Here is a 21,898-nt window from a genome sequence, read left to right as displayed (position 1 = left end):
TCCTTCACCCGGTCCTCACGGTCGACCTACCGTCGATGCCATGGGACGCGGTGACTCGGCCTCGCTGGTACGCATCTGCGACCTCGCAGGACGGCACCGCGGCATCGGATTCATCGCCGATCACCTCGGCACGGTCATCACGGGCCATGAAACCGTCGACGGGCTCGCACGCGTCGTGGTGCGCGCCCGCGACGAGCGGCTCTGCCTCGCCGAAGCCGATGCGATCATCCCGATCGCAACGGCGGGGATCGCCCTGGTGCGCACGGAGGGTCTCGGTGTGGCACCGCTGCCCATCGGCGTCCGTCGACAGATCGCGCCCGGGCGCCTACTGAGGCTGTGGGCCGACGGTTGGCACACCGCGTACGTCCTGGGACGGACCGGAGTCGTCTACACGGCGAACGACCGGTTCCATCTGATCGATGACGCCCTGGCACTCACCGTCGAACCCGGGACCGGCGACGCCCTCGTGCTCGGCGGCACCGCGGCCGGGAGCCCGCTGGTCGACGCGGCGACCGGTGCGGTCGTCGGTCTGGTGGGCACCGCCCTCCACAGCGAAGGCACGGCCCCCGCCTACGCCCTGCCGCTGCCTCCGCTCCACCTCGACGCAAGATCGCCGCTGGGGGAACTCCTCGATCGCAACGCCACCACCGTGCCCTGCCGCGGAGCCGATCTGAACTTCGCGGCGGTCCTCGAACTCACCGCGCTGTCCGCCCGCGGGCCGAGGTGCCCCGACGACTGGCCGGACCCACTGCCGCGGCCCTCGGTACAAGCGGAACTCGATGCCGTCACCCGGGGTGTGTGCGCACTCGTGGGCCCGCCGGGGTCCGGTCGTACGACCGAACTGACCGCGTGGGCGGCCCGACGTGCACAGGGTGATCAGCCGGCACCCACGGTGTGGCTGCGCGGAGCGGATCTCTGGCCCGACGACCGCTGTCTCGCCGATGCCGTCGCCCGAGTGCTCCGGCGCGCGGCCGGCGACTGCGGGAGGTCAGGTCCAGACGAAGCCGCCGCCCCGACGACCATCACGCCCGACCGGATCGCCGCCCTCGCCCGCGATGCCGGCCGCCCATTGCTGGTGCTCCTGGACGGCCCCGAGGAGATGCCGCCCCCACTGACCCGCCGACTTCTGCACTGGACCGCGGCCACAGCGCGGTGGCTGGACGCCCACGCCGTGTCGTTGGTCGTCGGCTGCCGGCCCGAGTTCTGGGAACAGGCGGGTGCCCTCTACCCCCGGCGACTGCTCCACCACCCCGACGGGCCCGCCCCCGCGCTACCGCCCGCAGTCTCCCTCGACCCGCTCACCACGGCGGAGGCCGGCCGGATCGCCGAGCACTACGGGCTGTCCGAGGGAGCGCTCGCACCGGGCGAGGAGCCCAGCCCGCTCACCCTGCGCCTCCTGGCCGAGGTACGGCGAGCGCTTCCCGGTGGTGCCTCCGGTCGACCGACGCGCACCGAGGTCCTCCGGGCGCACCTCGATCTCCAGTGCGCCCGGATCGCGGTGCGGATCGCGGCGTTCGACCGCCAACCGCACCACGGGCCCGCGGTGCGTCGACTCGCCGTCCAGGTGTCCGACCGGGTCCATGAGGCGGCGCGGCGGTGTCTCGGCCCCGGCCAGGGCGAACTGGACCGGGAGTCCTTCGACGAACTCTTCCCCTGGCGTACGGGATGGGCTCCCGCCGTCCTCTCGGAGGGGCTGCTCGTCCCCACGGGCGCCGGCTACCGCTTCGCCCATGAGGGCGTCGCCGACTGGCTCCAGGGGGCGCACCTCGATCTGGACGCCGCACTGGCCGCCCTGACGGACCCGGGCGGCACCGCTCCGCTCGCACTGCCCGCACACCCCGGCCCCCCGAGGGTGCCGGGACATGTACCCCCGCCGCCCGGCGCGCGGCAGGGGCCCTATGTCCTGGCACCCGCCCTGCCCGTACCGCACCATCGCATCGCGCCCGTGATCCAGGCACTGCTCCACCGGGAGCGCGAGCGAGGACCGAACGCGCTCGCCGAATGCCTCGCCAAGGTGATCGAAGCGGTGGACCGGCTGGATCGGGCCGAGCCACCGGGCCCTCGGGGCCAAACGGACCCCGCTGGTCGGGCGTCGGGCGGCTCCGCGTGGGCCCCGGGCGCCCACCACGGCTCGGGGAGCAGCGAGCGGGCCGTCGAGGCCCGCTGGTGGGGCGTGCACCTCATCACCGAGACGCTGCTCGCCGTTCCTGATCCCGCTGCCCATCTCATCCTGCTGCGGGCCCTGGCCGATCACATCGCCGAACGGTCCCGCCACCCTCCCGGCACCGGCGCGTTCGCCTCCTTCGGTCCCGCCTTCTGGTGCGGGCTGAGACTGTCGGAGGCCGATCGGCTCGATCTGCTGCGACGGTTGGTCCCCGTCGATCCGCCCGCACGCGCTGGCCGACCCTCGTTCCTCGACGCGGTCGCCGCCCGGCTCGCCGCCGACCCCCTCCTCGTACAGCCCCTGCTGTGCCGATGGCTCACCGATCGGACGCCGCTGGCGGCCGGCTCCCTGCCGGGACCCGATTCGAGCGTGGCCGGGGCCGCCCGGACCCTGCTGTACGACCATCGGCTGCTCGCCCCCGACGATCTGATGGAAGCCCTGGTGGCGAGCGGCCATCCCGGTGCGCACGAACTGCTTGCCGCGCTCGCCGCCGCCGAGCCCTCCGCGCTGAGCCGGGCCGTGGACCGCTGGGCGCACGACCCCCGGCCCGAGAGACGGCGCGCGGCGGCGACCCACGCCCTGGTCACGGCCGCCCATGCGGACACCGAAGCCGATGGTGCACTGCTGCGGTACGCGGCGTTTGCGCTCCTGGCCCGTCCCGCCGACGAGGAGCTGCGAGGGCCGGCGCTCGCCGTGCTCGTCCGGGATCCCCTCACCCGCTCCCGCCATCTCGCCGGGGCCCTCGACCATTGGGCGGCCGGGCATCCCGGACTGCCGGCTTCCGCGCTGATGCCTGCCCTCACCACCCACTCCGACCAGGTGTTTCCCGTACTGAGCGCGCGACTGCGCGAAGCGGACCGCGATGCGGGCGAGATCGTCCGCGCGCTGGCGGGACTCAGGGAGCACCAGCCGGCCCGACGGGCGACCGAGCTGGTGGCCCGGTTCATCCGATCCCGTCCTGAGGGGGCGGACCACGCCGCAGCCTTCGTCGAACACCGGCTGGAGGACGGGCCGGCCGCCCGCGCTCTGCTGCTCCCGTTGGTCAGCGAGGCCATCTGGGACGGGCCGGGGGAGTTCCGGCGGGCACTCGCACCCGTGGTCGCCGCACCGGGCGGGGCTCTGTCCGGTCCCTTGCGGACCGAACTGCTGGAGGCACTGCTCAAGGAGCAGGGCGAGCGATCCGCGGACCCCGCGGTACTCGACGCGCTTCTGCGCACGGTCGCCCGCACCGCCACCGCCCGCACGATGGCCCGCACCCGAGACCTCATCCACCGCACCGGCAGCCTCTACGCCCGTACCCCGCACGGTGACGCCCGCTGGGACCGTACCGTCGTCGAGTTGGCCCGGGAACGCCCGGAATTTGCGTTACTGGTCGCAGGCTGCCTGGCCAGGGACCCACGGGAGTGGACCGGAGTGCTCGGCCCGGGCGCTCGACGAGCGGTGGGGAACCTGGGTGGCGCGATGCCGATGCCAACCGTACGGCGTGGGCATGGCAGTCTTAGACCTGCGTAATGGGCAATCGGCTGTCGGAAAATCGACACACCGGCAGATCGGTACATCTGTTGAACGGGTTCGGGCGAGGAGCGAGCACAGTGCAGCGCTGGCGTGGCTTGGAGGACATTCCCGAGGACTGGGGGCGCAGCGTCGTCACCATCGGCTCCTATGACGGGGTGCACGGCGGCCACCAGGTGATCATCGGACGGGCCGTGGAGCGGGCGCGTGAACTCTCCCTGCCCTCGGTCGTGGTGACCTTCGACCCCCACCCGAGCGAGGTCGTGCGCCCGGGCAGCCATCCGCCGTTGCTCTCGCCGCACCACCGGCGGGCCGAACTGATGGCGGAGCTGGGGGTGGACGCGGTGCTGATCCTGCCGTTCACCGCGGAGTTCTCCCAGCTCTCACCGGCCGACTTCATCGTGAAGGTGCTGGTCGACAAGTTGCACGCACGACTGGTCGTGGAGGGCCCGAACTTCCGCTTCGGCCACAAGGCCGCGGGCAATGTCACCGTCCTCGCGGACCTCGGTGCCACGTACGACTACGAGGTCGAGGTCATCGACCTCTTTGTGACGGGTGAGGCGGGCGGCGGCGAACCGTTCTCCTCCACGCTCACCCGCAGGCTGCTCGCCGAGGGCGACATCGGCGGCGCGAACGAGATCCTGGGCCGTCCCCACCGCGTCGAGGGCGTGGTGGTGCGCGGGGCACAGCGCGGCCGGGAGCTGGGTTACCCCACCGCCAATCTGGAGACCCTGCCCCATACGGCGATCCCGGCCGACGGGGTGTACGCGGGCTGGTTGACGGCGAACGGCGAACGAATGCCCGCCGCGATCTCCGTGGGCACCAACCCGCAGTTCAACGGTACGCGGCGCACGGTCGAGGCGTACGCCATCGACCGGGTCGGGCTCGATCTCTACGGGCTCCATGTCGCGGTGGACTTCCTGGCGTACCTCCGGGGTATGGAGCGGTTCGACACCGTGGACGATCTGCTGGTGCAGATGGCCGCCGACGTCAAGAAGTGCCGTGAGCTGATCTCCGCCGCCTCCTGAGTTTTTTGTGCCGGTGCCCGATGGGCACCGTGGGAAGTGAACGCCCCGGCCGGATCGGCCGGGGCGTTGTGCGTTCGGTGGCCGTCAGCTCTCGCGGTCCGCGGCCCGGCGCCCCCAGGTCGTGCCCCCGAGCACCAGTGCCGCCCCCAACACCCCGAGCGCCCCCAACTGTTCGCCGCCGATCATGATGCCGACCGAGGCGGCCCACAGGGGCTCGGTGCCGAGGAGGAGGCTGACTCGGGACGGTGAGGTGCGACGCACCGCCCACATCTGGACGAAGAACGCGAACAGGGTGCAGAACACGGAGAGGAACAGCAGCCCCGCCCACTCGCGCGGGCCGAAGCCGACGGCGACCGCCCAGGGGGACGCACCCGTGCCTGGCAGTGCGGCCAGTACCGCGAACACGGCCACCGCACTGCCCAGTTGCACCGTGGTGAGCGACAGCGAATCCGCGCTCCGGACCGCCTTCACCCGGGCCATCGCCAGTACGTGGACCGTCCGGGCCAAAGCGGCGAGCAGCATCAGCAGATCGCCGACGGACGGCGTGGTGAACCCGCCGCCCTGGGTCAGCAGTACCACGCCGGTCACCGACAGCCCCGCCGCGCCGACGAAGGCCCGCGACGGTCGGGTGCGGGTGACCGCGGCCTCGGCGAGCGGGGTGAAGATCATGGTGAGGCTGATGATCAGTCCGGCGTTGGTGGCCGAGGTGTGGACGACTCCATAGGTCTCCAGCAGGAAGATGCCGCTGAGGATGGCCCCGAGTGCGGCACCTCCCCGCCATTGGGTCGCCGTCAGTGCCCTCAGCCTGCGGTATCCGGCGATGACCAGCACCGGGAGGACCACCGCGAACCGCAACACCAGTACGGCGACGACGGTGTGGGTGGTGGTGATGCCCTTGGCGGCCAGATAGCTGGCACCCCAGACGACGGCCACCAGCAGTACGGGCAGATCGGTCAGCCAGGCGCGGCGTGGCGCGAGGGCGGACGAGGGCAGGGCGAACGAGGACAACGCCGTCTCCAACGAGGGGCCGAAGGGGTGGAGACGACTACGGCTCACACGCGGGCGATCACCGTACCGGGAAGGTAGGTGTAGGGGCCAGAGGTCTGGGGCGGACCTCGCTCATCCGCCGGACGCGACCGGCTCCGCCGTCCGCGCGCACCTCGCGGGCGCGGACAGGAACGGGGGTCGGTCACACCCAGTGGCAGGCCGCCCCCGGGCCCGTCAGGATCGGGAGGGCCTGCTGTCGACAGCGCGAAGCCCGCATCGTGGGGTCCGCAGCCAAGAGGGGACACCGTTCGTGGAAGCGGCAGCCGTCTCCCACCCTGGTTGGGTCCGGAGGCTCACCGCCCAGGACCACGGCCGGTGTCTTCGCCTCGGGCAGCACCGACAACAGCGCCTGGGTGTAGGGGTGCCGCGGCGCCGTCAGCACCTCCTCGACCGTGCCGTACTCCACGATCCGCCCCAGGTACATCACCGCGACCCGATCGGCGATGTTCCACGCCAACCCCAGATCGTGCGTCACCACCAGTGCGGCCAGGCCCAGTTCGGCGCGCAGCCGCAGCAGCAGCGCCAGGATCTCGCCGCGCACCGAGGCGTCGAGCGAGGCCACCGGCTCATCGGCGACGATCAGTTCGGGCTCCAGTGCCAGGGCGCCCGCGATCACGACCCGCTGTCGCTGTCCGCCCGAGAGCTCGTGCGGGCGGCGCAGCAGGAAGCGCTCCGGGGGACGCAGCCCCGCCGATGACAGGGCCCGGCAGACCGCCGCCCGCTCGTCCCCGTCGTACCGGTGGATCCGCAGGCCCTCGGACACCGCGTCGTACACGGTGTGCCGGGGGTTGAGCGATCCGCTGGGGTCCTGAAGGACCAGCTGGACCCGACGGCGGAAGGACTTCAACCCGCGGGCGGTGGTGGCGAGCGGGGCGCCGGCGAAGTCGATCCGGCCAGCGGTCGCCGGCACCAGCCCCAGCAGGGCGCGGGCCAGGGTGCTCTTCCCACAGCCCGACTCACCGACCAGGGCGACGATTTCCCCGGTGGTCACGGTGAGGTCCACGCCGTCCACGGCCCGCACCTCGGGTCCGCCGCGGCGCCCGGGGAACCGTACGTGCAGCCCGTTAGCGGACAACAGGGGTTCGGGTCTCACTTCGGGATTCACTTCGGGTTTCACCGAGTCCTCCCGGAGGGCGGAACCTGAGGGCGGTCGGCCAGGAGACAGGCCACCCGATGGTCGCCGTTCCCGGTCAGGAACTGGTCGTCGTGGGCACAGGGCTCCAGGGCCCGGGCACACCGGGGGTGGAAGGCGCACCCGGTGGGCAGCGCCGCGGGGTCGGGCGGATCGCCGGGCAGACCGCGCGGTGCCCGCCGTGATGCCGGGTCACCGACGCGGGGGAATGCGGCCGAGAGTGCCTGCCCGTAGGGGTGGCGTGCCGCGTCGAACACGGCACGCGCAGGCCCCTCCTCGACCACGCGCCCCGCGTACATCACCGCCAGCCGGTCGCAGACGTCCGCCAGCACCGCCAGATCATGGCTGATCATCACCAGCCCGATGTGTCGTTCCGTCACCAGTTGTTGGACCAGGCGCAGGATCTGGGCCTGGATCATCACATCGAGGGCGGTGGTCGGTTCATCGGCGACGATCAGCGCCGGATCGCACGCCAGCGCCATCGCGATCATCACCCGTTGGCGCTGGCCACCGGAGAGTTCGTGCGGATAGGAGTCCGCGCGCCCCTCGGGCAGTCCCACACTCCGCAGCAGCTCACCGGCCAGGGTCCGGGCGGCAGCGGGTGTGGCCCGCCGATGGACGAGCAGCGGTTCGGCGATCTGCTCGCCGATCCGCCGTACCGCGTTCAGGGAGTGCATCGCCCCCTGGAAGACGATGGAGGCCCCGGCCCAGCGCACCGCCCGCAGCCGGCCCCACCGCATGGTCAGCACGTCCTCGCCGTCGAGCAGGATCCGGCCGTCCACGTGGGCGGACGGCGGCAGCAGCCGCAGCAGCGCGAGTGCCAGGGTGGACTTGCCGCACCCCGACTCCCCGGCGATGCCCAGCTGCTGGCCGGCGGCGACGGTCAGGTCGACGCCTCGGACGGCGGGTACCGCGGTGGGCCCCGATCCATAGGTGACCGTGAGGTTCTGCACCTCAAGCAGGTTCATCGCACCGCCCCCGCGTTCCTGGCAGTCGCTGAGTTCCGGGCCTTCCCCGTGCTCATGACCGTCCTTGCGTGCGCAACCGTGTGATGAGGATTCATCGCGTCGCCCCCAACCGGGGATTGAGCACCGACTCCACGGCCCGCCCGCACACCGTGAACGCCACGGCCACCGCGGCGATCGCGATCCCGGGCGGGGCCAGGTACCACCAGTGGCCGGACGAGACCGCCCCCGCCTCCCGGGCGTCCTGGAGCATGCCGCCCCAGGAGACCACCGAAGGATCACCGAGACCGAGGAAGGCGAGGGTCGCCTCGGTGAGGATCGCCGTGGAGATGCCGAGTGTCGTCTGCGCCAACACCAGGGGCATCACCTGGGGGAGCACATGGCGGGTCATGATGTGCCGGTGCCCGCCGCCGAGCGCGGTGGCGCGCTCGATGTAGGGGCGGGACTCGACGGCGACCGTCTGCGCCCGCACCAGCCGTGCCGTCGTCGGCCAACTGGTCACCGCGATGGCGAGGACCACCGTCCACAGGCCCCGGGACAACACCGTCGCCAGCACGATCGCCAGCACCAGCGCGGGCATCACGAGGAACCAGTCGGTGATCCGCATCAGGGCGGTGGCGAACCAGCCCCCGTAGTGCCCGGCGACCACTCCGACCAGCGTACCGATCGCCACGGACAGTGCCGCCGCGAGCAGTCCCACGGCGAGCGAGACCCGCGCGCCCCACACCAGCAGGCCCAGGAGTGAGCGGCCGAACTGATCGGTCCCCAGCCAGAACGCTCCGCTCGGCGCCTCCATGGGGCCACCGGGTGCGTTCGCCACGCTCCGCACATCGCCGGCGGCCAACAGCGGGGCGGCGACCGCGACGGCGCCGATGAGCAGGAGGACGGTGAGTCCCCACAACCCCGCGCGCTGTTCGCGGTAGCCCCGCCAGAAGCGCGCGAGCGAGCCGCGGCGACGGGCCCACACCAGGGCGGACGTCATCGGCGCACCCTGGGGTCGAGCAAGGGACAGGCGAGGTCGGCCAGCAGATTCATCAGGATCATCACCCCGGCGAAGACGATGAACAGCCCCTGGACCAGGGGCAGGTCGGGCACGCTGAGCGCCTGGTAGAAGAGACCTCCCAGACCGGGCCAGGAGAACACCGTCTCCACCAGGATCGAACCGGCCACCACATGGCCGAGATTGATGAACACCATGGTCACGGTGGGCAGCAGCGCATGGGGGACCGCGTGCTGTCGGCGTACGTCCGCGTCCCGCAGCCCCTTCGCCCGCGCGGTCGTCAGATAGTCGCTCCCCAACTCGTCCAGGAGCGAGGCCCGCACCACCAGCAGCGTCTGCGCATATCCGACGGCGACCAGGGTGCACACCGGGAGCACCATGTGGTGCGCCACGTCCACGGCGTACGCGAGGCCCTGCGCGCCCCCTGACTCCATGCCACCGGTGGGGAAGAGTCCGGGGACGGGCCCCGTACCGACCGCGAGGGTGACGATCAGCAGCAGCCCGAGCCAGAAGGACGGTACGGACCACAGGGTCAGGGCCACGCCGGTCGTGAACCGGTCCATCCGCCCGCCGTGCCGCCATGCACAGTGGGTGCCGAGCCAGAGGCCAAGGGCCGAATAGAGCAGGACCGCGGTCCCGGTCAGCAGCACCGTCGCCGGGAGCTTCTGCACGATCAGCTCGCCCACCGGGGCGTGGAACTGGTAGGAGACGCCGAGGTCGCCCCTGAGCGCCGCACCGCAGTAGTCGGTGAACTGCTGCCACAGCGGTTGGTCCAGCCCCAGTTGCGAGCGCAGCGAGGCCAGTTGCTCCGCCGAGGTGGGCATGCCGTGCGTCATGGCCTTCACCGGGTCGCCCGGGATGATCCGGAACAGGAAGAAGCCCGTGACCAGCACGGCCACCAGGGAGACGATCGCGCCGCCCACCTTGGCGAACCCGTAACGGAGATAGCCGACGAGGACCCGGCCCGACCGCTCCTCGGCGTACATCACCGTCGTCATGGGCCTGGTTCCGTTCCTCGGCTGCGGCTGCGGCTGCGGCTGTGGCGGCTGCGGGGCGGGGTGTACTCGGCTCGCTCCTTCGGTACTGGGCTCTGGTGAGGCGTGCACGGTTCGTCGACGGTCGCCGGGGAGCGGGGCAGGCCGCTACGCACGATCGTCCGCCGTCGCGCGTCGCCGTCGGGCGATCAGACCCGCGACCAGCAGTGCGAAGACCAGTGCCGCGGCCATGCCGGACAGGACGGACCCCGCCGAAGGCCCGAGTGAGGTCCGCGCAGCCGCACCGACCGTGGGCTTGGCGGACCACCAACTCCAGTAGCCGTCCTGTCCCCAGATGTTGCCGCCGTCCTCGGGCATGGTGGTGATCGAGGCGATCTGGTCGGTGCGGTACGCCTCGACCGCGTTCGGATAGGCCAGGATGTGCAGATATCCCGTGTCGTAGAGCCGGGACTGCATCCGCTTCACCAGATCGGCCCGTCGTGCCGTGTCGTACTCGACCGACTGCTGCCGGTACAGCTCGTCGAATCTCCGGTCGCAGATGAAGTTGTCGGTCGAGCCGGTGCCCGAAGGGGTCGCGGGCAGTGCCCCGCAGGTGTGGATCGACAGGACGAAGTCGGGGTCGGGGCTGACCGACCAGCCGTCGAACGCCAGGTCGTAGTCGCCGCGCAGCCAGGGGTCGGATACGTTGTCCCGGCAGTCCAGCCGTACGTCGATGCCGAGCCCGCCCCACCACTCCTGGAGGTATCGGCCGACCGCCTTGTCGTTGGGGTCGATGGCGTGGCAGAGGAGCCGGAACCGCAGCGGCCTGCCGTCCTTGCCGAGCCGCTTCCCGTTCCCGTTCTTCTTCAGCCGGTAGCCCGCCCGATCCAGCAGCGCCGCCGCGGCGGTCGGGTCGAAGTCCATCCGTTGGCCTGCGCCCGGCTCCCAGAAGTAGGAACGGAACCGGGGCGGGATGTATCCGGCGCCTTCCACGGCATGCCCCCGGAAGACCTTCTCGACGATCGTCCGCCGATCGGTGGCGTGGATGAGGGCCTTGCGGACGGCCGGGTCGAGGAGGGCGCGATGTCCGCTGCCGAACCGGCGCCCGTCGAGGGAACGCGCGCCCGGATTGGTCGCCAGGGCGAAGAATCGACGCCCTGGGGCGTCGTTGACCGTGATGCTCGGTTCCCTCCCGAGGGCCGCGGCCTGCGCGGGAGTGAGACCGTGGACGAAGGACACCTCGCCCTTACGCAAGGCGGCGACGGCCGCGTCCCCGTCCTTGTAGTACGTGAACACCAACTCGTCGAAGTGCGGCGCACCGCGCCAGAACGTCCTGTTCGGCTTGAGCCTGATGAACCGGTCCACCCGGAAGTCGATGAGGACGAAGGGGCCGTTCCCGACGACCGGATACGTCCGGTCGTTGTTGAACGACGAGAAGTCGCGCACCCGGGACCAGATGTGCCGGGGCACGATGGGCACGTCGAGCGCGACCATGGTGGCCTGCGGTTTGTGCAGTTCGATGACGAGGGTGTGCGGATCGGTCGCGGTGACCTTGCGGAAGTTCGCCGTGTAGCTGCCATGGGCGGTGGCGGCCTCGGGGTCCCTCATCATCGTGGTGAACGTCCAGGCGGCGTCGGCGGCGGTGACCGGTCTGCCGTCGGACCAGCGGACACCGCGGCGGATCGCGTACGTCCAGACGAGCTTGGACGGCGAGGCGGTCCAGGAGGTGGCGAGCCCCGGCACCGCGCGCCCGTCCTTGACGTCGTAGTTCGTCAGATTCTCGTAGATCAGCCGGTGCACGGTGGTCGCGACCATCCGTTGGGCGAGGAACGGGCTCAATGAGTCGACGCTCTGCGAGACGGCCACCGTCAACACCCTGGGAGCGGCGCCGGCCGCCCGGCCGGGCTGGACGAGCACGGCCAGCAGGACGATGGTGACGCCCATGGCGAGCCACAGTCGTCTGTGCGCCTCAGTGGCCATGGTGACCTCGCGTCATCACTCACGGGGAGCTGATGGCCGGTTGGGGGTCGGCCCGTCCTTGACGCGACGTCTATCAGGGGAGGTTCGGCAGGTCAACGACCTACCGACCGCGTGTGGGGCTCGGGAAACGGCGAGGGCCCGCACCGCTCGGCGGTACGGGCCCTGCTGGTCGAGCTACTGCGGAGGGGCCTGTGGCGGCTGCGGGGGCTGGCGGGGCGGCCAGCTCTCGGACGGCGGCGGAGCCCCCGCGTCCGAGGGCCCGGAATCATCCGACTGGCCCCCTCCGGGCGGAGCCTGCGGGACTCCCGGCTGCGAGAAGGCCGGTGGAGGAGGAGTCTGCCCCGGGGCTCCGTAGAAGCCTTGGCCCGGACTCTGGTGGGGTGCCGCCGGCTGTCCGGGTACCTGGTACTGAGCCTGCGGATGCTGCTGCCAGTTCCCCTGGGGGTAGGGCTGCTGTCCGCCTCCGTACGGTGCACCGCCTTGGGGGTGACGCTGCGGCGCATGGGGTTGCTGGCCCTGCTGGGGTACGGGAGCCCCCTGGTGCCCGGGCATCGGCGGCGCCATGGTCGGCGGCGGATTGCCGTTCGACGCGGTCCACAGCCCCTGCTGCTGCTGGGCGCGCACGAAATCCTCGGCGATCAGTGCCGAGAGGTTGAAGTACGCCTCGCGGGTCTTGGGCCGCATCATGTCCAGATCGACCTCGGCGCCCGCCGCGAGGTGCTCGTCGAACGGCACCACGACCACACCGCGGCAGCGGGTCTGGAAGTGCTGCACGATGTCCTCGACCTTGATCATCTTGCCGGTCTCGCGGACCCCGGAGATGACGGTCACCGAACGCTGCACCAGGTCCGCGTACCCGTGCGCGGACAGCCAGTCGAGCGTCGTCGAAGCGCTGCTGGCGCCGTCGACGGACGGCGTCGAGATGATGATCAATTGGTCGGCGAGGTCGAGCACGCCACGCATCGCGCTGTAGAGCAGGCCCGTGCCCGAGTCCGTGAGGATGATCGGGTACTGGCGGCCCAGTACCTCGATGGCCCGCCGGTAGTCCTCGTCGTTGAACGTCGTCGAGACCGCGGGGTCCACGTCGTTGGCGATGATCTCCAACCCGGACGGCGCCTGCGAGGTGAACCGTCGGATGTCCATGTACGAGTGGAGGTACGGGATCGCCTGCACCAGATCCCGGATGGTGGCACCCGTCTCGCGGCGCACCCTGCGACCGAGCGTGCCCGCGTCGGGGTTGGCGTCGATGGCGAGGATCTTGTCCTGTCGCTCCGTGGCCAGCGTCGAGCCCAGGGCGGTGGTCGTCGTGGTCTTGCCGACACCGCCCTTGAGGCTGATCACCGCAATGCGGTAGCAGGACAGCACCGGCGTACGGATGAGTTCGAGCTTGCGCTGCCGCTCGGCCTCCTCCTTCTTGCCGCCCAGTTTGAACCGGGAGGCGCCCGATGGCGTCCGGCTCGACTTGGGCTTCTGCCGGTTGTTGCGCAGCAGCCGGTCCGACGACAACTCGACTGCCGCCGTGTAGCCGAGCGGCGCCCCCGGCACCGAACGCTCCCGCTGATCGTGGGTGACCGGTGTCGGCCAGGCGGCCCCGGCCCGTGGATCGACGGGCGGTGCCGTCGGTTGCGGCGGTCCCGCCTGCGGCTGGTTCTGCTGGGCCTGCTGGTAGGCGGACGGGTTGTGTTGGCCCTGTGCGAGGGGCGGTCCCTGCGGACCGGGCTGCCGGGGGCCGGGCTGCTGGGGTGGCAGGGGAGCGGCAGCGGGCGGCGCGCTCTGCGGATAGCCGTAGCCGGGGGGCGGCTGCGGTACTTGCCCCTGCTGGTGCTGTGCGGCTGGCTGTTGCTGAGGCTGGTGTTGCGCTTGCGGCTGCGGCTGCGGTTGCGGTTGCGGTTCGGACGGCCGTGGCGGCTGGGGGAACCCATAGCCGGGCGGGGCCTGGTGAGCGTACGGCTGCTGCGGTGCCTGCTGGTACTGGTGTTGCGGCGCGGGGGGCTGAGGCTGCTGTGTGGGCCGCGCGTGCTGAGGGGCTTGGGGGTGCAGGGGAGCCTGAGGGTGCATGGGGGTTTGGGGGTGCGGGATGGCTGCCTCGCCGGGGCCCTGATGAGCCTCCGGAACGCCCGGCTGCATCGGTACGGGAGGAGTGTGAGGTCCGGGGGGTGCAGGATGCGGTCCCCGGGCCATCGGGTCACCCGGCTGGGGATAGCCGTACCCACCGCGCTGGTCCGGCGTTCCGGGCTGCGGGAAGCCGTACCCCGGCGGAGGCCCGGCCTGCGTGGGGCCGGGCAGTGGTGGCACCGCGGACTGCTCGGAACTCTGCGGGGAGACCGGCCACTGCGGCGCGGAGGCAGGCGCGGCGGGCTGGAAGGCAGGCGGCAGCGGCGGCAGGGCCGCATCCGGCGTCTGACCACCGGGCGTCCACGCCTGCGCGGGTGTCGGCAGGGCCGCAGGCACCCCGTCCTGGGAAACCGGCCCCGCGTCGCGCGGAGCCGGAGCTGCGTCCTGAGGTGCCGGACGGCCCGGATCGGCCTGGGGATGCTGGGCATCCTGGGCATCGGCGGAGGCGACGGAGTCCGACTGACCATCGGAGGCCGGGTCCTCGCCGGCAGGTGGTACGGAATCCGTCGCCGACGGGCGGTCGGAGGCATCGCCGGCCGCAGCCGTCGTACCGCCCTGCTCGGACGTCTCGGCGGGTGCCGGTGCGGCAGCGGGGTCGACCACGGGGTCCGTGTCGACGTCGCCCGGTGGGTCGACGGCGAACGCTCCGTCCGCGGTGCGCTCGGCGTGCGGAGCGGAATCAGCTGCCTCGTCGGACCGCTCGGGCTGCTTCGACGCCGTATCCGGGGCCGTGGCCGTGTCCGTGGTGGTGGCCGTGTCCGTGGTGGCGCTCAAGGGACGCGACTGCTCAGCCGCGGCGTCCCGCTCCGTGATCTCGTGAGCCGGCGCGGCGGGGATCTCGCGAGCCGGCGCGGCGGGGGAGAAGCGCATGGTCGCCCCGCTCTCCACATCACCGCCGCCGAGGGGCGCGGACGCGGATGCGACGGGCGTCCCCGTGGTGTGCGGACGGGACTCGGGTGCCGACTCCGGGGCGGAAGAGGCGCTGTGAGCAGCGGCTTCCTGCCCGGCCACCGGTACTGATGGCGCCGTGAAGTCCGGGGCGGCAGCCGTATCCCGCAGGGGCTCAACGGGCGCCGGCTCGACGATCGGTGCCGGCTGCATGACCGGCACCGGCTCCGGAGTCGGCGGCGCGATGGTGCTCGGCGGCTGCTCGGAAGCCGGCGCCTGGGCCATGGCTTCGGTCGACGGCCGCTCCGGCGAGAGAGCGTTGGGAGCCGGCGGCTGCACAAAGGCCGGAGGCGCATAGGCAACAGGGTCGACAGCAGGGCGGTTGACGTCAGGACGGCTGAAGTCAGGACGGTCGACCGTGGGAGGGGAGAAAGCAGGAGCCACCGGGGTCGAAGTCGCAGCATCCGGAGCCGGAGGTGCGGATTCCGGGTGCTGGGACACCGGAGGGCCGGGCTGCGGTGCCACCGGCGGACGTGCCTGGGTCCAACTCGGCTCGAACCCACTGCCCGTGGGCAGCCCCGGTACCGCCACCGGCGCACCGGCCGGTGGTGGAGGTGCCGACTGCGCCGACCCCGCTGCGCCCCCCGAGTCACCCGACGCGTTCTGCGTGTACCAGGCCGGCGGGGTGTAGTCGATGGTGAACTCACCCGTCATCTCGGCGGGCTCCGCGTCGGACTCGTCGGCGGGAACCCAACCCCCGCGGATTTCGTCCCGATCGCTGTTCACTGTGCCTCCTGGTGTGGTCGAGCACCCTGGTGCCGTCGTGGGTGGGGGCGACCGCTGATTCCCGATCGGCCCGGCTCTCCCTGTGGAACACCGCCGGTGTCCCCTCAGGTTCTACGGCGCACCCCCGCAGGGTCTTGCGCCGCTCTCCCCACCACCCTAATCGCCCATTGGGGCGGACCGGCAGGGCCGACCGTCCGTCGGCTACCGTCCCGTACACCAAGGGCGGCCCCCACGTGGCCCATGCCCACCAGTCGTTGAACAAAACGCAGAGGAAGAAACGGCGAAGAACTGGGAAGAACGCCGGACAAAACAGGGCAAGCCCTGGCGTAGGCGCGCCGGTCAGTCCATCCTGCGGGCGCTGCCCAACAATCCGGTCTCGGCGTCCGTGGCCTGGGTCATGACGAACTGTCGATCACGTGCCGTACACCAGAGCGTCACACCGTCCGCAAGAGTGGACAGCGCCTCCGCCTCGGCCGGGGGCAGATGCATGATGCGACCGATCTGAGCCGCCTCGTCGGGGGACACCCGCTGGACCCCCACCACACCCGACTTCTCCATCAACCGCGGTGCGACCGGACTGAGATACGGGAGCAGGGTCACCACGGACTGCCAGGGCCCGGACACCACCCGGCCGCGCGGCGGACGCATGCCGCAGTCGCGTACCACCACGACCGGGCTGCCCGCCGACGGCCCCTGCGGCGGCACCCGCCCCACATCGTGGAGCGAGATGCACTGCTGACCGCCGCCGGCAGCCTGGGCCAACGCCGTCCAGGCCGGGGCACGTCCGGTCTCGACCGTCACCCGGGCGCCCGTGGCCGCCGCCCGCAGCGCGAGCACCTGCGCCGTCCACAGGCCGCCGATCAGCGTCACGTCGTACGGAGTGGGACGGTTGATGCCGAGCACGGTGGGCCGGCCCTCGGCGTCCACACCGATGACCATCCCGTCGTCACCCACGGGCACGGCGAGCGCGGCGAGCTGGTCCAACGGCACCTCGTGCCGGTCGCGGCGCGGGCCGATCAGTCCGAATCCGGTGCGGAGTCTGGTGGCGGGTGACGGCATCAGCGGGCTCCCCCGAGCGGCAGTGTGGCGAGCATTCCGGGCAACTGCTCCCGGTCGAGCCGCACCAGTCCGGTACGCACTCCCCGGGCGGCGCGCTCCAGTTCATGGCGGGCGGTGACCAGTTCCTCATCGCTACGACCCGTGATGCGGACATGGCCGGTCACGGTCATCCCCTGTCGATCGCCCCGCCCCAGGGTGAGACTGAAGGTCGTGGCCAGTGCCGGGATGGAGGTCAGCAACGCGACCAGTTGCGGCATGGAGGCCCCGCCGCCGCCCAGTTGCGGCCAACGGCCCATCCAGTACGTGGTGTGACGACGGTCGTCGACCCGCCAGGTGCGGGAGGTCTCCTGGGTGCGCCGCGTCGGCGCGTCCGCCCGACCGGCCTGGGCGATGGCGAGCGGGCTCGCACAGGAGGAGGTCGCGATGGCGGCGATCAACTCCGGCTCGGTCAGCACGGTCGCGGTGAACCCGGCGCCCGTCAGCCGGCTCGCCAACTGGTCGGCGGTGCGCACCAGACACTTCTGTGCCCCCTCCAAACCGCCACCGCGGGCCGCGACCGCCTCGGGGCACAGTTCGGGATCCAGCTTGAGCGCGATCCAGGTGATCCGCAGTGCGGGCGAGCCCGTCTGGGCCTGGAGGGGGGCGTAATTGCGAGCGGCGACGGACTGCTGCGGCAGATGCGGCGCAGGCGCCGGTTGGGTGTGCTGGACGATCTGCGCCGACTCCAACCGGATGCCGTCCACCTCCAGCACATCCCGTACCAGGGAGACGGGCAGGGGCCGCGCGGTCCGCTCCGGGCGCAGCGCGGTGGGGCCGGTCTCGACCTGGAGGAGCGCGGTCACGAAGGTGCCGTCCCCGATCATTCCGACCGGTCGGCGGTCACGGTCGCTGAAGGTGTACGTCCGCAGGGCGGGGTCGCATTCGACGGCGGGGGCCAGACCCGGTTCGGTGTCCGTGGGCAGCACCAGGGAGGCGGCCCTGCGGGTCCGTGCGCGCAGCGCGAAGACGGTGGACAGCCACTCCGGCAGGGAGCGTCGGTGCCTGCGCAGGAGGGCCAGGAGCACCAGGACCGCCGCGACGACGGCCGTCGGAACCAGCAGCAGGGTGTCGATCACCCAGGCCACCAGCAACAGGGCGGCGGCGATCTCGATCAGGACGAACTGTTGCAGTCGGAACGAGCCGAAGTGTCCGGGTCGTCCCTTGAGTCGGGGGGCGACCGCTCCTTGCGAGGGCGCCCCGGGTTGGTTGGGGGATTGCCCCCGGGCAGCGCGCCGCGCACGCGTAGCGGAAGCCATTAATCCGTCCCCCAGTTCATAAAACCCCAAACCGTCCCGATCGCCCCCGATGGCCCATTCCCATAAGGGGATTCAGGGGCCGGAACACCCTACCCGGCCCACGCGCGCCATCGGATAACAGGCATAGTAGGGGGCCGGTCCGGTATTCAGGACCCGAGGTCGAACGCACCAGACGGCCTCCACGGGGAAATAGCGCCTTCTTCATCAATGGGGACTCATGGCATCACGGCGGGATGAGCTCAACGCGTACACCTTTGCGAAGAAACGCACGGTGGCGGCATTCCTCCAGCCTTCTGCCACGGGAACGGAGGAAGGAGCGCCGCGCCCGATGCGGGCCATCGTGCCCGGGCTGATCGTCGGCGCTCTCGTCCTGGCCGGCTTCGGCGCGTTCGGCATGTTCAAGCCCAAGGCGCCCAAGGACTGGGCGGCACCCGGCACCAAGGTGATCGTGGGCAAGAAGTCCACCACCCGGTACGTGGTCCTGGAGACGGGCAAGGACAAGAGCAAGAAGGTCCTCCTCCACCCCGTCCTCAACCTGGCCTCCGCCCGACTGCTGCTCAACCCCCAGCAGTTCAAGGTCATCACGGTCAGCGACGACGTCCTGGACCGCGGCAAGCCCCCGCGCGGACCCATCCTCGGCATTCCGTACGCCCCCGACCGGCTGCCCGGCGAGAAGGAAGCGGAGCAGCCCAAGCGATGGGCCGCCTGCGAGCAGCCGGGCGCGGGCAAGAGCACCTCCGTGCAGAAGGCGACGTTCGTCTTCGGCAAGCGCGACGAGAAGCTCACCGAGGGCGCCCGGAAGCTCAAGGACGGTCAGGTCCTCTATGTGCAGGGCCAGCAGAAGAAGCGCTTCCTCGTCGATCCGTCCGGCACCAAGTACCTGGTGCCCGGCGACGATTCCGATGTGTTGACCCGGGCCCTGGTCAACCGGGAGCAGCCCCAGGCCGTCACCGACGACTGGCTGGCCACGCTCCATGAGGGCAGCCGGGTCGAGTTCCCCGAAGTGCCGGGTGAAGTGGGAGCGGATGCCGGTATCCGCGGCGGGCTGACCGAGGGGCAGGACCGGATCGGCATGGTCCTGCGGGCCCCCACCGGCACCGGCCCGCAGCACTACGTCGTGCTCAAGGGCGAGGTGCGTCCCGTGTCGGACTTCACGGCCTGGCTGCTGATCAACTCCCCCCAGACCGACCTGCTCAACATGGAGGGTGACGCGTCGAAGGTGGACGCCTCGTCGTTGGTCCCCGAGTCCGAGGACTTCGGCGGTGAGTACCGTTGGCCCGCCCTGAAGGCGGAGCTGATCAACACGACGGGCGGGGAGCGCGACACGATCTGCAGCGTGCTGCGCAAGGTGGACGACAAGGGGCGGACGACCTTGTCGATGTGGGCGGGCTCCCGCTATCCGGCGGAGATCACGGCCGGTGGGACCAGTACCTATGTGACGCCTGGCACCGGGCTCCTCTACACCCAGGTCCAGGGCGAGCAGACCAAGCCCGACGGCTCGTTGTTCCTGGTGACCGACACCGGACTGCGATACGCGGTCCAGTCCAACGGTGACAGCGACAGCGACCGTTCGGAGATCGGCGCGGGCGACCAGCCGGAACAGTCCGACGGACGCCCCGAGCCGAGCGAGGCGCAGAACCGGCTGGGATACGGCAAGGTGACGCCCGCGCTGGTTCCGATCGTGTGGTCGGAGTTCCTTTCCAAGGGGCCCCGGCTCGACACCAACAGCGCGCGCCAGCCGCAGGGTTCATAAGGGAGCGCTCGTCCGTGTCGCATACACATCCGTATCCGCGTCCCCACCGACGGATCGCTCGGGCCGCCGTTGCGGCCACCCTCGCCGGATGGGCGTTCGCACCCTCGCTCGCGTACGCCGTGCACTCTCCGCACACCGCGGGCGGCGGAGGGCCCGTCCTGGACGGCAGTGGTGAGTGCACCATTCCGATGAAGAAACAGATCCCCGGCATCCCCTGGCCCTTGCAGCGCGTCCTTCTCGACCAGGTCTGGCAGGACACCAAGGGCAAGGGCGTCCGCGTGGCCGTGATCGACACGGGCGTGGACAACAAGAACCCCCAACTGCGAGGGGCCGTCGATGCATCCGCCGGCAAGGACTTCCTACCGGTGGACAAGGAGAACCCGAGCGGTAACGCGGGCAAGACCAACGGGACGGTCGACGAGATCGGGCACGGCACCAAGGTCGCCGGCATCATCGCGGCCCGTCCGCGGGCGGGGACGGGTTTCGTGGGGCTGGCCCCGGAGGCCACCATCATTCCGATCCGCCAGAACGACGAGAACAACAGCGGCAGCGATGTGTCGATGGCGAAGGCGATCGACCACGCCATCGCCGAGAAGGCCGACGTCATCAACATCTCCCAGGACACGACCAAGCCCCTGAAGCCGGATTCGGCGCTGGGGCTCGCGGTCGATCGGGCGCTGAAGGAGGAGATCGTCGTCGTCGCCTCGGCGGGCAACGACGGCATGGACGGCAAGTCGAAGAAGACGTATCCCGCGGCCTTCCCCGGGGTCCTCGCGGTGGCCTCGTCGGACCGCAACAACGAGCGGGCCGCCTTCTCCCAAGCCGGTGACTTCGTCGGCGTCGCCGCACCGGGCGTCGACGTGGTCTCCACCGTCCCCGGCAACGGCCAGTGCGTCGACAACGGCACCAGCTTCTCGGCGCCCTATGTGGCCGGGGTCGCCGCCCTGTTGAAGGCGAAGTACCCGCGCTGGAAGCCGCACGAGATCGTCGCCCAGATCGAGCAGACCGCCGAGCGCAGCACCAACGGCCGTGATGACTTCGTCGGCTGGGGCGTCGTCGACCCGGTGCGCGCGCTCGACGGTGACGACGGCCCGATCCAGCAGCCGACCCCCGACCTCGGGCCGGCCAAGGCCCCCGCTCCGGAGCCCGCAGCGCTCACCCTCGGCGAGACTCCACAGGAACGCACCGAGCGGTACGCAACCTATGCATTGGGAATCGGCGTCGTACTGGTGTCCGTGGTCGCAGGGTCGGCGACGGTCCTCCGCGACACCCGGCGCAAGAGGGCGCATTGAGGTAAATGGCCCAGGTTACTTTGCAGTTGGAACACCTGTACCGAGTGGATAGAGTGACGGTAGGACCGGTGGAAACCTGTCCATCACGGGGGCGGCATCCAATTGGCTTCCGTCTACGTAACCGTCGAAGGAAGAAGGAGCACGATGTCGGGCAATAGGGACCTTGATGTCACTAGTGGCGAACTCGTCGGTCTTTCCGGCAAGATCGACAAATTCCAGGGGGAGCTGAACAGTCGGATCACTTCGCTCAACGGCGTGGTGGACCGCATTCAGGCGGGCTGGAAGGGTGCGGCCCAGCAGGAGTACGACCGGGTACAGGCGGAGCTCAACCGCCGACTGCGCGATGTGCAGCGCGACCTGGACAACCTCCAGCAGCTGGTCAAGATGAGCGCCGACGGCTTCGACGCCCAGGAGACCGAGCGCATCCAGGCGTTCCGCAAGATGGAGCCCGGACAGGGCAGCGCCATCCTGAACGTCTGATCCACACCGCACCGTTCGCAGACCCTCGCCACTAGGAGCAAACGATGACGACTGCCGTCAATTACGACACAGTGACCACGGCGGCCAGCGATGTGCGCGCCACCTCCACCTACCTCAACCAGCAGCTCCAGGACCTCTTGGGCCAGGTGAAGCAGGTCGCCGGAAACTGGCAGGGTGAGGCCAAGGAGGCGTACATCACCGTCCAGAGCAACATCGCCACCAACATGGACGGCCTCAACCAGGAGCTGGCGACCATCGCCCGCCTGCTGGACCAGGCCGTCGTGGGCTACCAGGACACCGACAAGGGCAACGCAGCCCGGTTCCGCATGATGCAGTGATCCGAACTGCGCCCATGACGAGGGGGGTTGCCCGGCACCGGCCCCGGCCCCCCCCCCCGTACGCGGAGGGCCCGCGCCCCCCCCCCCCCC

At 71.0% G+C, this 21,898-nt stretch carries 15 protein-coding genes; 6 read left to right on the top strand and 9 right to left on the bottom strand.

Translation table 11 applies throughout. The features are described 5' to 3' along the window. Positions 1–40: 40 nt before the first annotated feature. Entirely contained in the window at positions 41–3,676 is a 3,636-nt protein-coding gene (locus tag ACFXJL_RS00140; protein WP_384688004.1) for a serine protease, read from the top strand. Between the two features lie 80 nt (positions 3,677–3,756). Then, the gene (locus ACFXJL_RS00135; RefSeq protein ID WP_358878644.1) at positions 3,757–4,704 is read left to right on the top strand and encodes a bifunctional riboflavin kinase/FAD synthetase; all 948 of its coding nucleotides are present in this window, start codon (positions 3,757–3,759) and stop codon (positions 4,702–4,704) included. A gap of 84 nt (positions 4,705–4,788) precedes the next feature. Here the strand turns inward: ACFXJL_RS00135 and ACFXJL_RS00130 are convergent, their stop codons facing one another. The 9 genes from ACFXJL_RS00130 to eccE all read right to left on the bottom strand — a co-directional run bounded on the left by ACFXJL_RS00130 (position 4,789) and on the right by eccE (position 17,945). Continuing rightward, positions 4,789–5,712 (bottom strand): DMT family transporter, encoded by a 924-nt coding sequence (locus ACFXJL_RS00130; protein ID WP_384639958.1) that lies wholly within the window; start codon positions 5,710–5,712, stop codon positions 4,789–4,791. A 181-nt stretch (positions 5,713–5,893) separates the two neighbouring features. Beyond that, positions 5,894–6,868, bottom strand: a complete 975-nt coding sequence (locus tag ACFXJL_RS00125) for an ABC transporter ATP-binding protein (protein WP_384688002.1) — start codon at positions 6,866–6,868, stop codon at positions 5,894–5,896. Continuing rightward, on the bottom strand, positions 6,865–7,851 hold the full coding sequence (locus ACFXJL_RS00120; protein ID WP_384688000.1) for an ABC transporter ATP-binding protein: 987 nt from the start codon (positions 7,849–7,851) through the stop codon (positions 6,865–6,867). The genes ACFXJL_RS00125 and ACFXJL_RS00120 overlap by 4 nt, the downstream gene beginning before the upstream one ends. A gap of 91 nt (positions 7,852–7,942) precedes the next feature. Further along, positions 7,943–8,830 (bottom strand): ABC transporter permease, encoded by an 888-nt coding sequence (locus tag ACFXJL_RS00115; protein ID WP_384639769.1) that lies wholly within the window; start codon positions 8,828–8,830, stop codon positions 7,943–7,945. Then, on the bottom strand, positions 8,827–9,834 hold the full coding sequence (locus tag ACFXJL_RS00110; protein ID WP_384689078.1) for an ABC transporter permease: 1,008 nt from the start codon (positions 9,832–9,834) through the stop codon (positions 8,827–8,829). Before ACFXJL_RS00110 ends, ACFXJL_RS00115 begins: the two co-directional genes overlap by 4 nt. 156 nt (positions 9,835–9,990) lie before the next feature. Further along, positions 9,991–11,802, bottom strand: coding sequence for an ABC transporter substrate-binding protein (locus ACFXJL_RS00105; protein ID WP_384687998.1), 1,812 nt, complete (start codon positions 11,800–11,802; stop codon positions 9,991–9,993). A gap of 174 nt (positions 11,803–11,976) precedes the next feature. After that, positions 11,977–15,591, bottom strand: a complete 3,615-nt coding sequence (locus ACFXJL_RS00100; protein WP_384687996.1) for an SCO5717 family growth-regulating ATPase — start codon at positions 15,589–15,591, stop codon at positions 11,977–11,979. 339 nt (positions 15,592–15,930) lie between these two features. Further along, positions 15,931–16,650: a hypothetical protein gene (locus ACFXJL_RS00095; RefSeq protein WP_329023864.1), complete on the bottom strand. Its 720-nt coding sequence runs from the start codon at positions 16,648–16,650 to the stop codon at positions 15,931–15,933. Further along, positions 16,650–17,945 (bottom strand): type VII secretion protein EccE, encoded by a 1,296-nt coding sequence (gene eccE, locus ACFXJL_RS00090; RefSeq protein WP_358878638.1) that lies wholly within the window; start codon positions 17,943–17,945, stop codon positions 16,650–16,652. The genes ACFXJL_RS00095 and eccE overlap by 1 nt, the downstream gene beginning before the upstream one ends. A gap of 217 nt (positions 17,946–18,162) precedes the next feature. Between eccE and eccB the strand changes: the two genes are divergently transcribed. From eccB to ACFXJL_RS00070, 4 genes are all read left to right on the top strand, one after another. Then, a complete protein-coding gene (eccB, locus tag ACFXJL_RS00085) occupies positions 18,163–19,698 on the top strand; it encodes a type VII secretion protein EccB (protein ID WP_384687993.1) in 1,536 nt (511 codons plus the stop codon). 14 nt (positions 19,699–19,712) lie between these two features. Continuing rightward, positions 19,713–20,990: a type VII secretion-associated serine protease mycosin gene (gene mycP / locus ACFXJL_RS00080; RefSeq protein ID WP_384687991.1), complete on the top strand. Its 1,278-nt coding sequence runs from the start codon at positions 19,713–19,715 to the stop codon at positions 20,988–20,990. A gap of 144 nt (positions 20,991–21,134) precedes the next feature. Continuing rightward, a complete protein-coding gene (locus ACFXJL_RS00075) occupies positions 21,135–21,470 on the top strand; it encodes a WXG100 family type VII secretion target (protein WP_329023869.1) in 336 nt (111 codons plus the stop codon). A 44-nt stretch (positions 21,471–21,514) separates the two neighbouring features. Further along, on the top strand, positions 21,515–21,808 hold the full coding sequence (locus tag ACFXJL_RS00070) for a WXG100 family type VII secretion target (protein WP_329023871.1): 294 nt from the start codon (positions 21,515–21,517) through the stop codon (positions 21,806–21,808). Positions 21,809–21,898: the final 90 nt, after the last annotated feature.

Source organism: Streptomyces sp. NPDC059256, assembly GCF_042753785.1.
GTDB lineage: Bacteria > Actinomycetota > Actinomycetes > Streptomycetales > Streptomycetaceae > Streptomyces.
Note: the sequence above shows the minus strand (reverse complement) of the source record. Positions and strands in the feature narration are given on the sequence as shown.

What these genes read in the sequence shown, in the direction of transcription:
- eccE (WP_358878638.1), bottom strand. Translation starts at nt 17,945, where the DNA reads ATGGCTTCCGCTACGCGTGCGCGGCGCGCTGCCCGGGGGCAATCCCCC.
- ACFXJL_RS00140 (WP_384688004.1), top strand. Translation starts at nt 41, where the DNA reads ATGGGACGCGGTGACTCGGCCTCGCTGGTACGCATCTGCGACCTCGCA.
- ACFXJL_RS00120 (WP_384688000.1), bottom strand. Translation starts at nt 7,851, where the DNA reads ATGAACCTGCTTGAGGTGCAGAACCTCACGGTCACCTATGGATCGGGG.
- ACFXJL_RS00115 (WP_384639769.1), bottom strand. Translation starts at nt 8,830, where the DNA reads ATGACGTCCGCCCTGGTGTGGGCCCGTCGCCGCGGCTCGCTCGCGCGC.
- ACFXJL_RS00070 (WP_329023871.1), top strand. Translation starts at nt 21,515, where the DNA reads ATGACGACTGCCGTCAATTACGACACAGTGACCACGGCGGCCAGCGAT.
- ACFXJL_RS00110 (WP_384689078.1), bottom strand. Translation starts at nt 9,834, where the DNA reads ATGTACGCCGAGGAGCGGTCGGGCCGGGTCCTCGTCGGCTATCTCCGT.
- ACFXJL_RS00075 (WP_329023869.1), top strand. Translation starts at nt 21,135, where the DNA reads ATGTCGGGCAATAGGGACCTTGATGTCACTAGTGGCGAACTCGTCGGT.
- eccB (WP_384687993.1), top strand. Translation starts at nt 18,163, where the DNA reads ATGGCATCACGGCGGGATGAGCTCAACGCGTACACCTTTGCGAAGAAA.
- ACFXJL_RS00105 (WP_384687998.1), bottom strand. Translation starts at nt 11,802, where the DNA reads ATGGCCACTGAGGCGCACAGACGACTGTGGCTCGCCATGGGCGTCACC.
- ACFXJL_RS00095 (WP_329023864.1), bottom strand. Translation starts at nt 16,650, where the DNA reads ATGCCGTCACCCGCCACCAGACTCCGCACCGGATTCGGACTGATCGGC.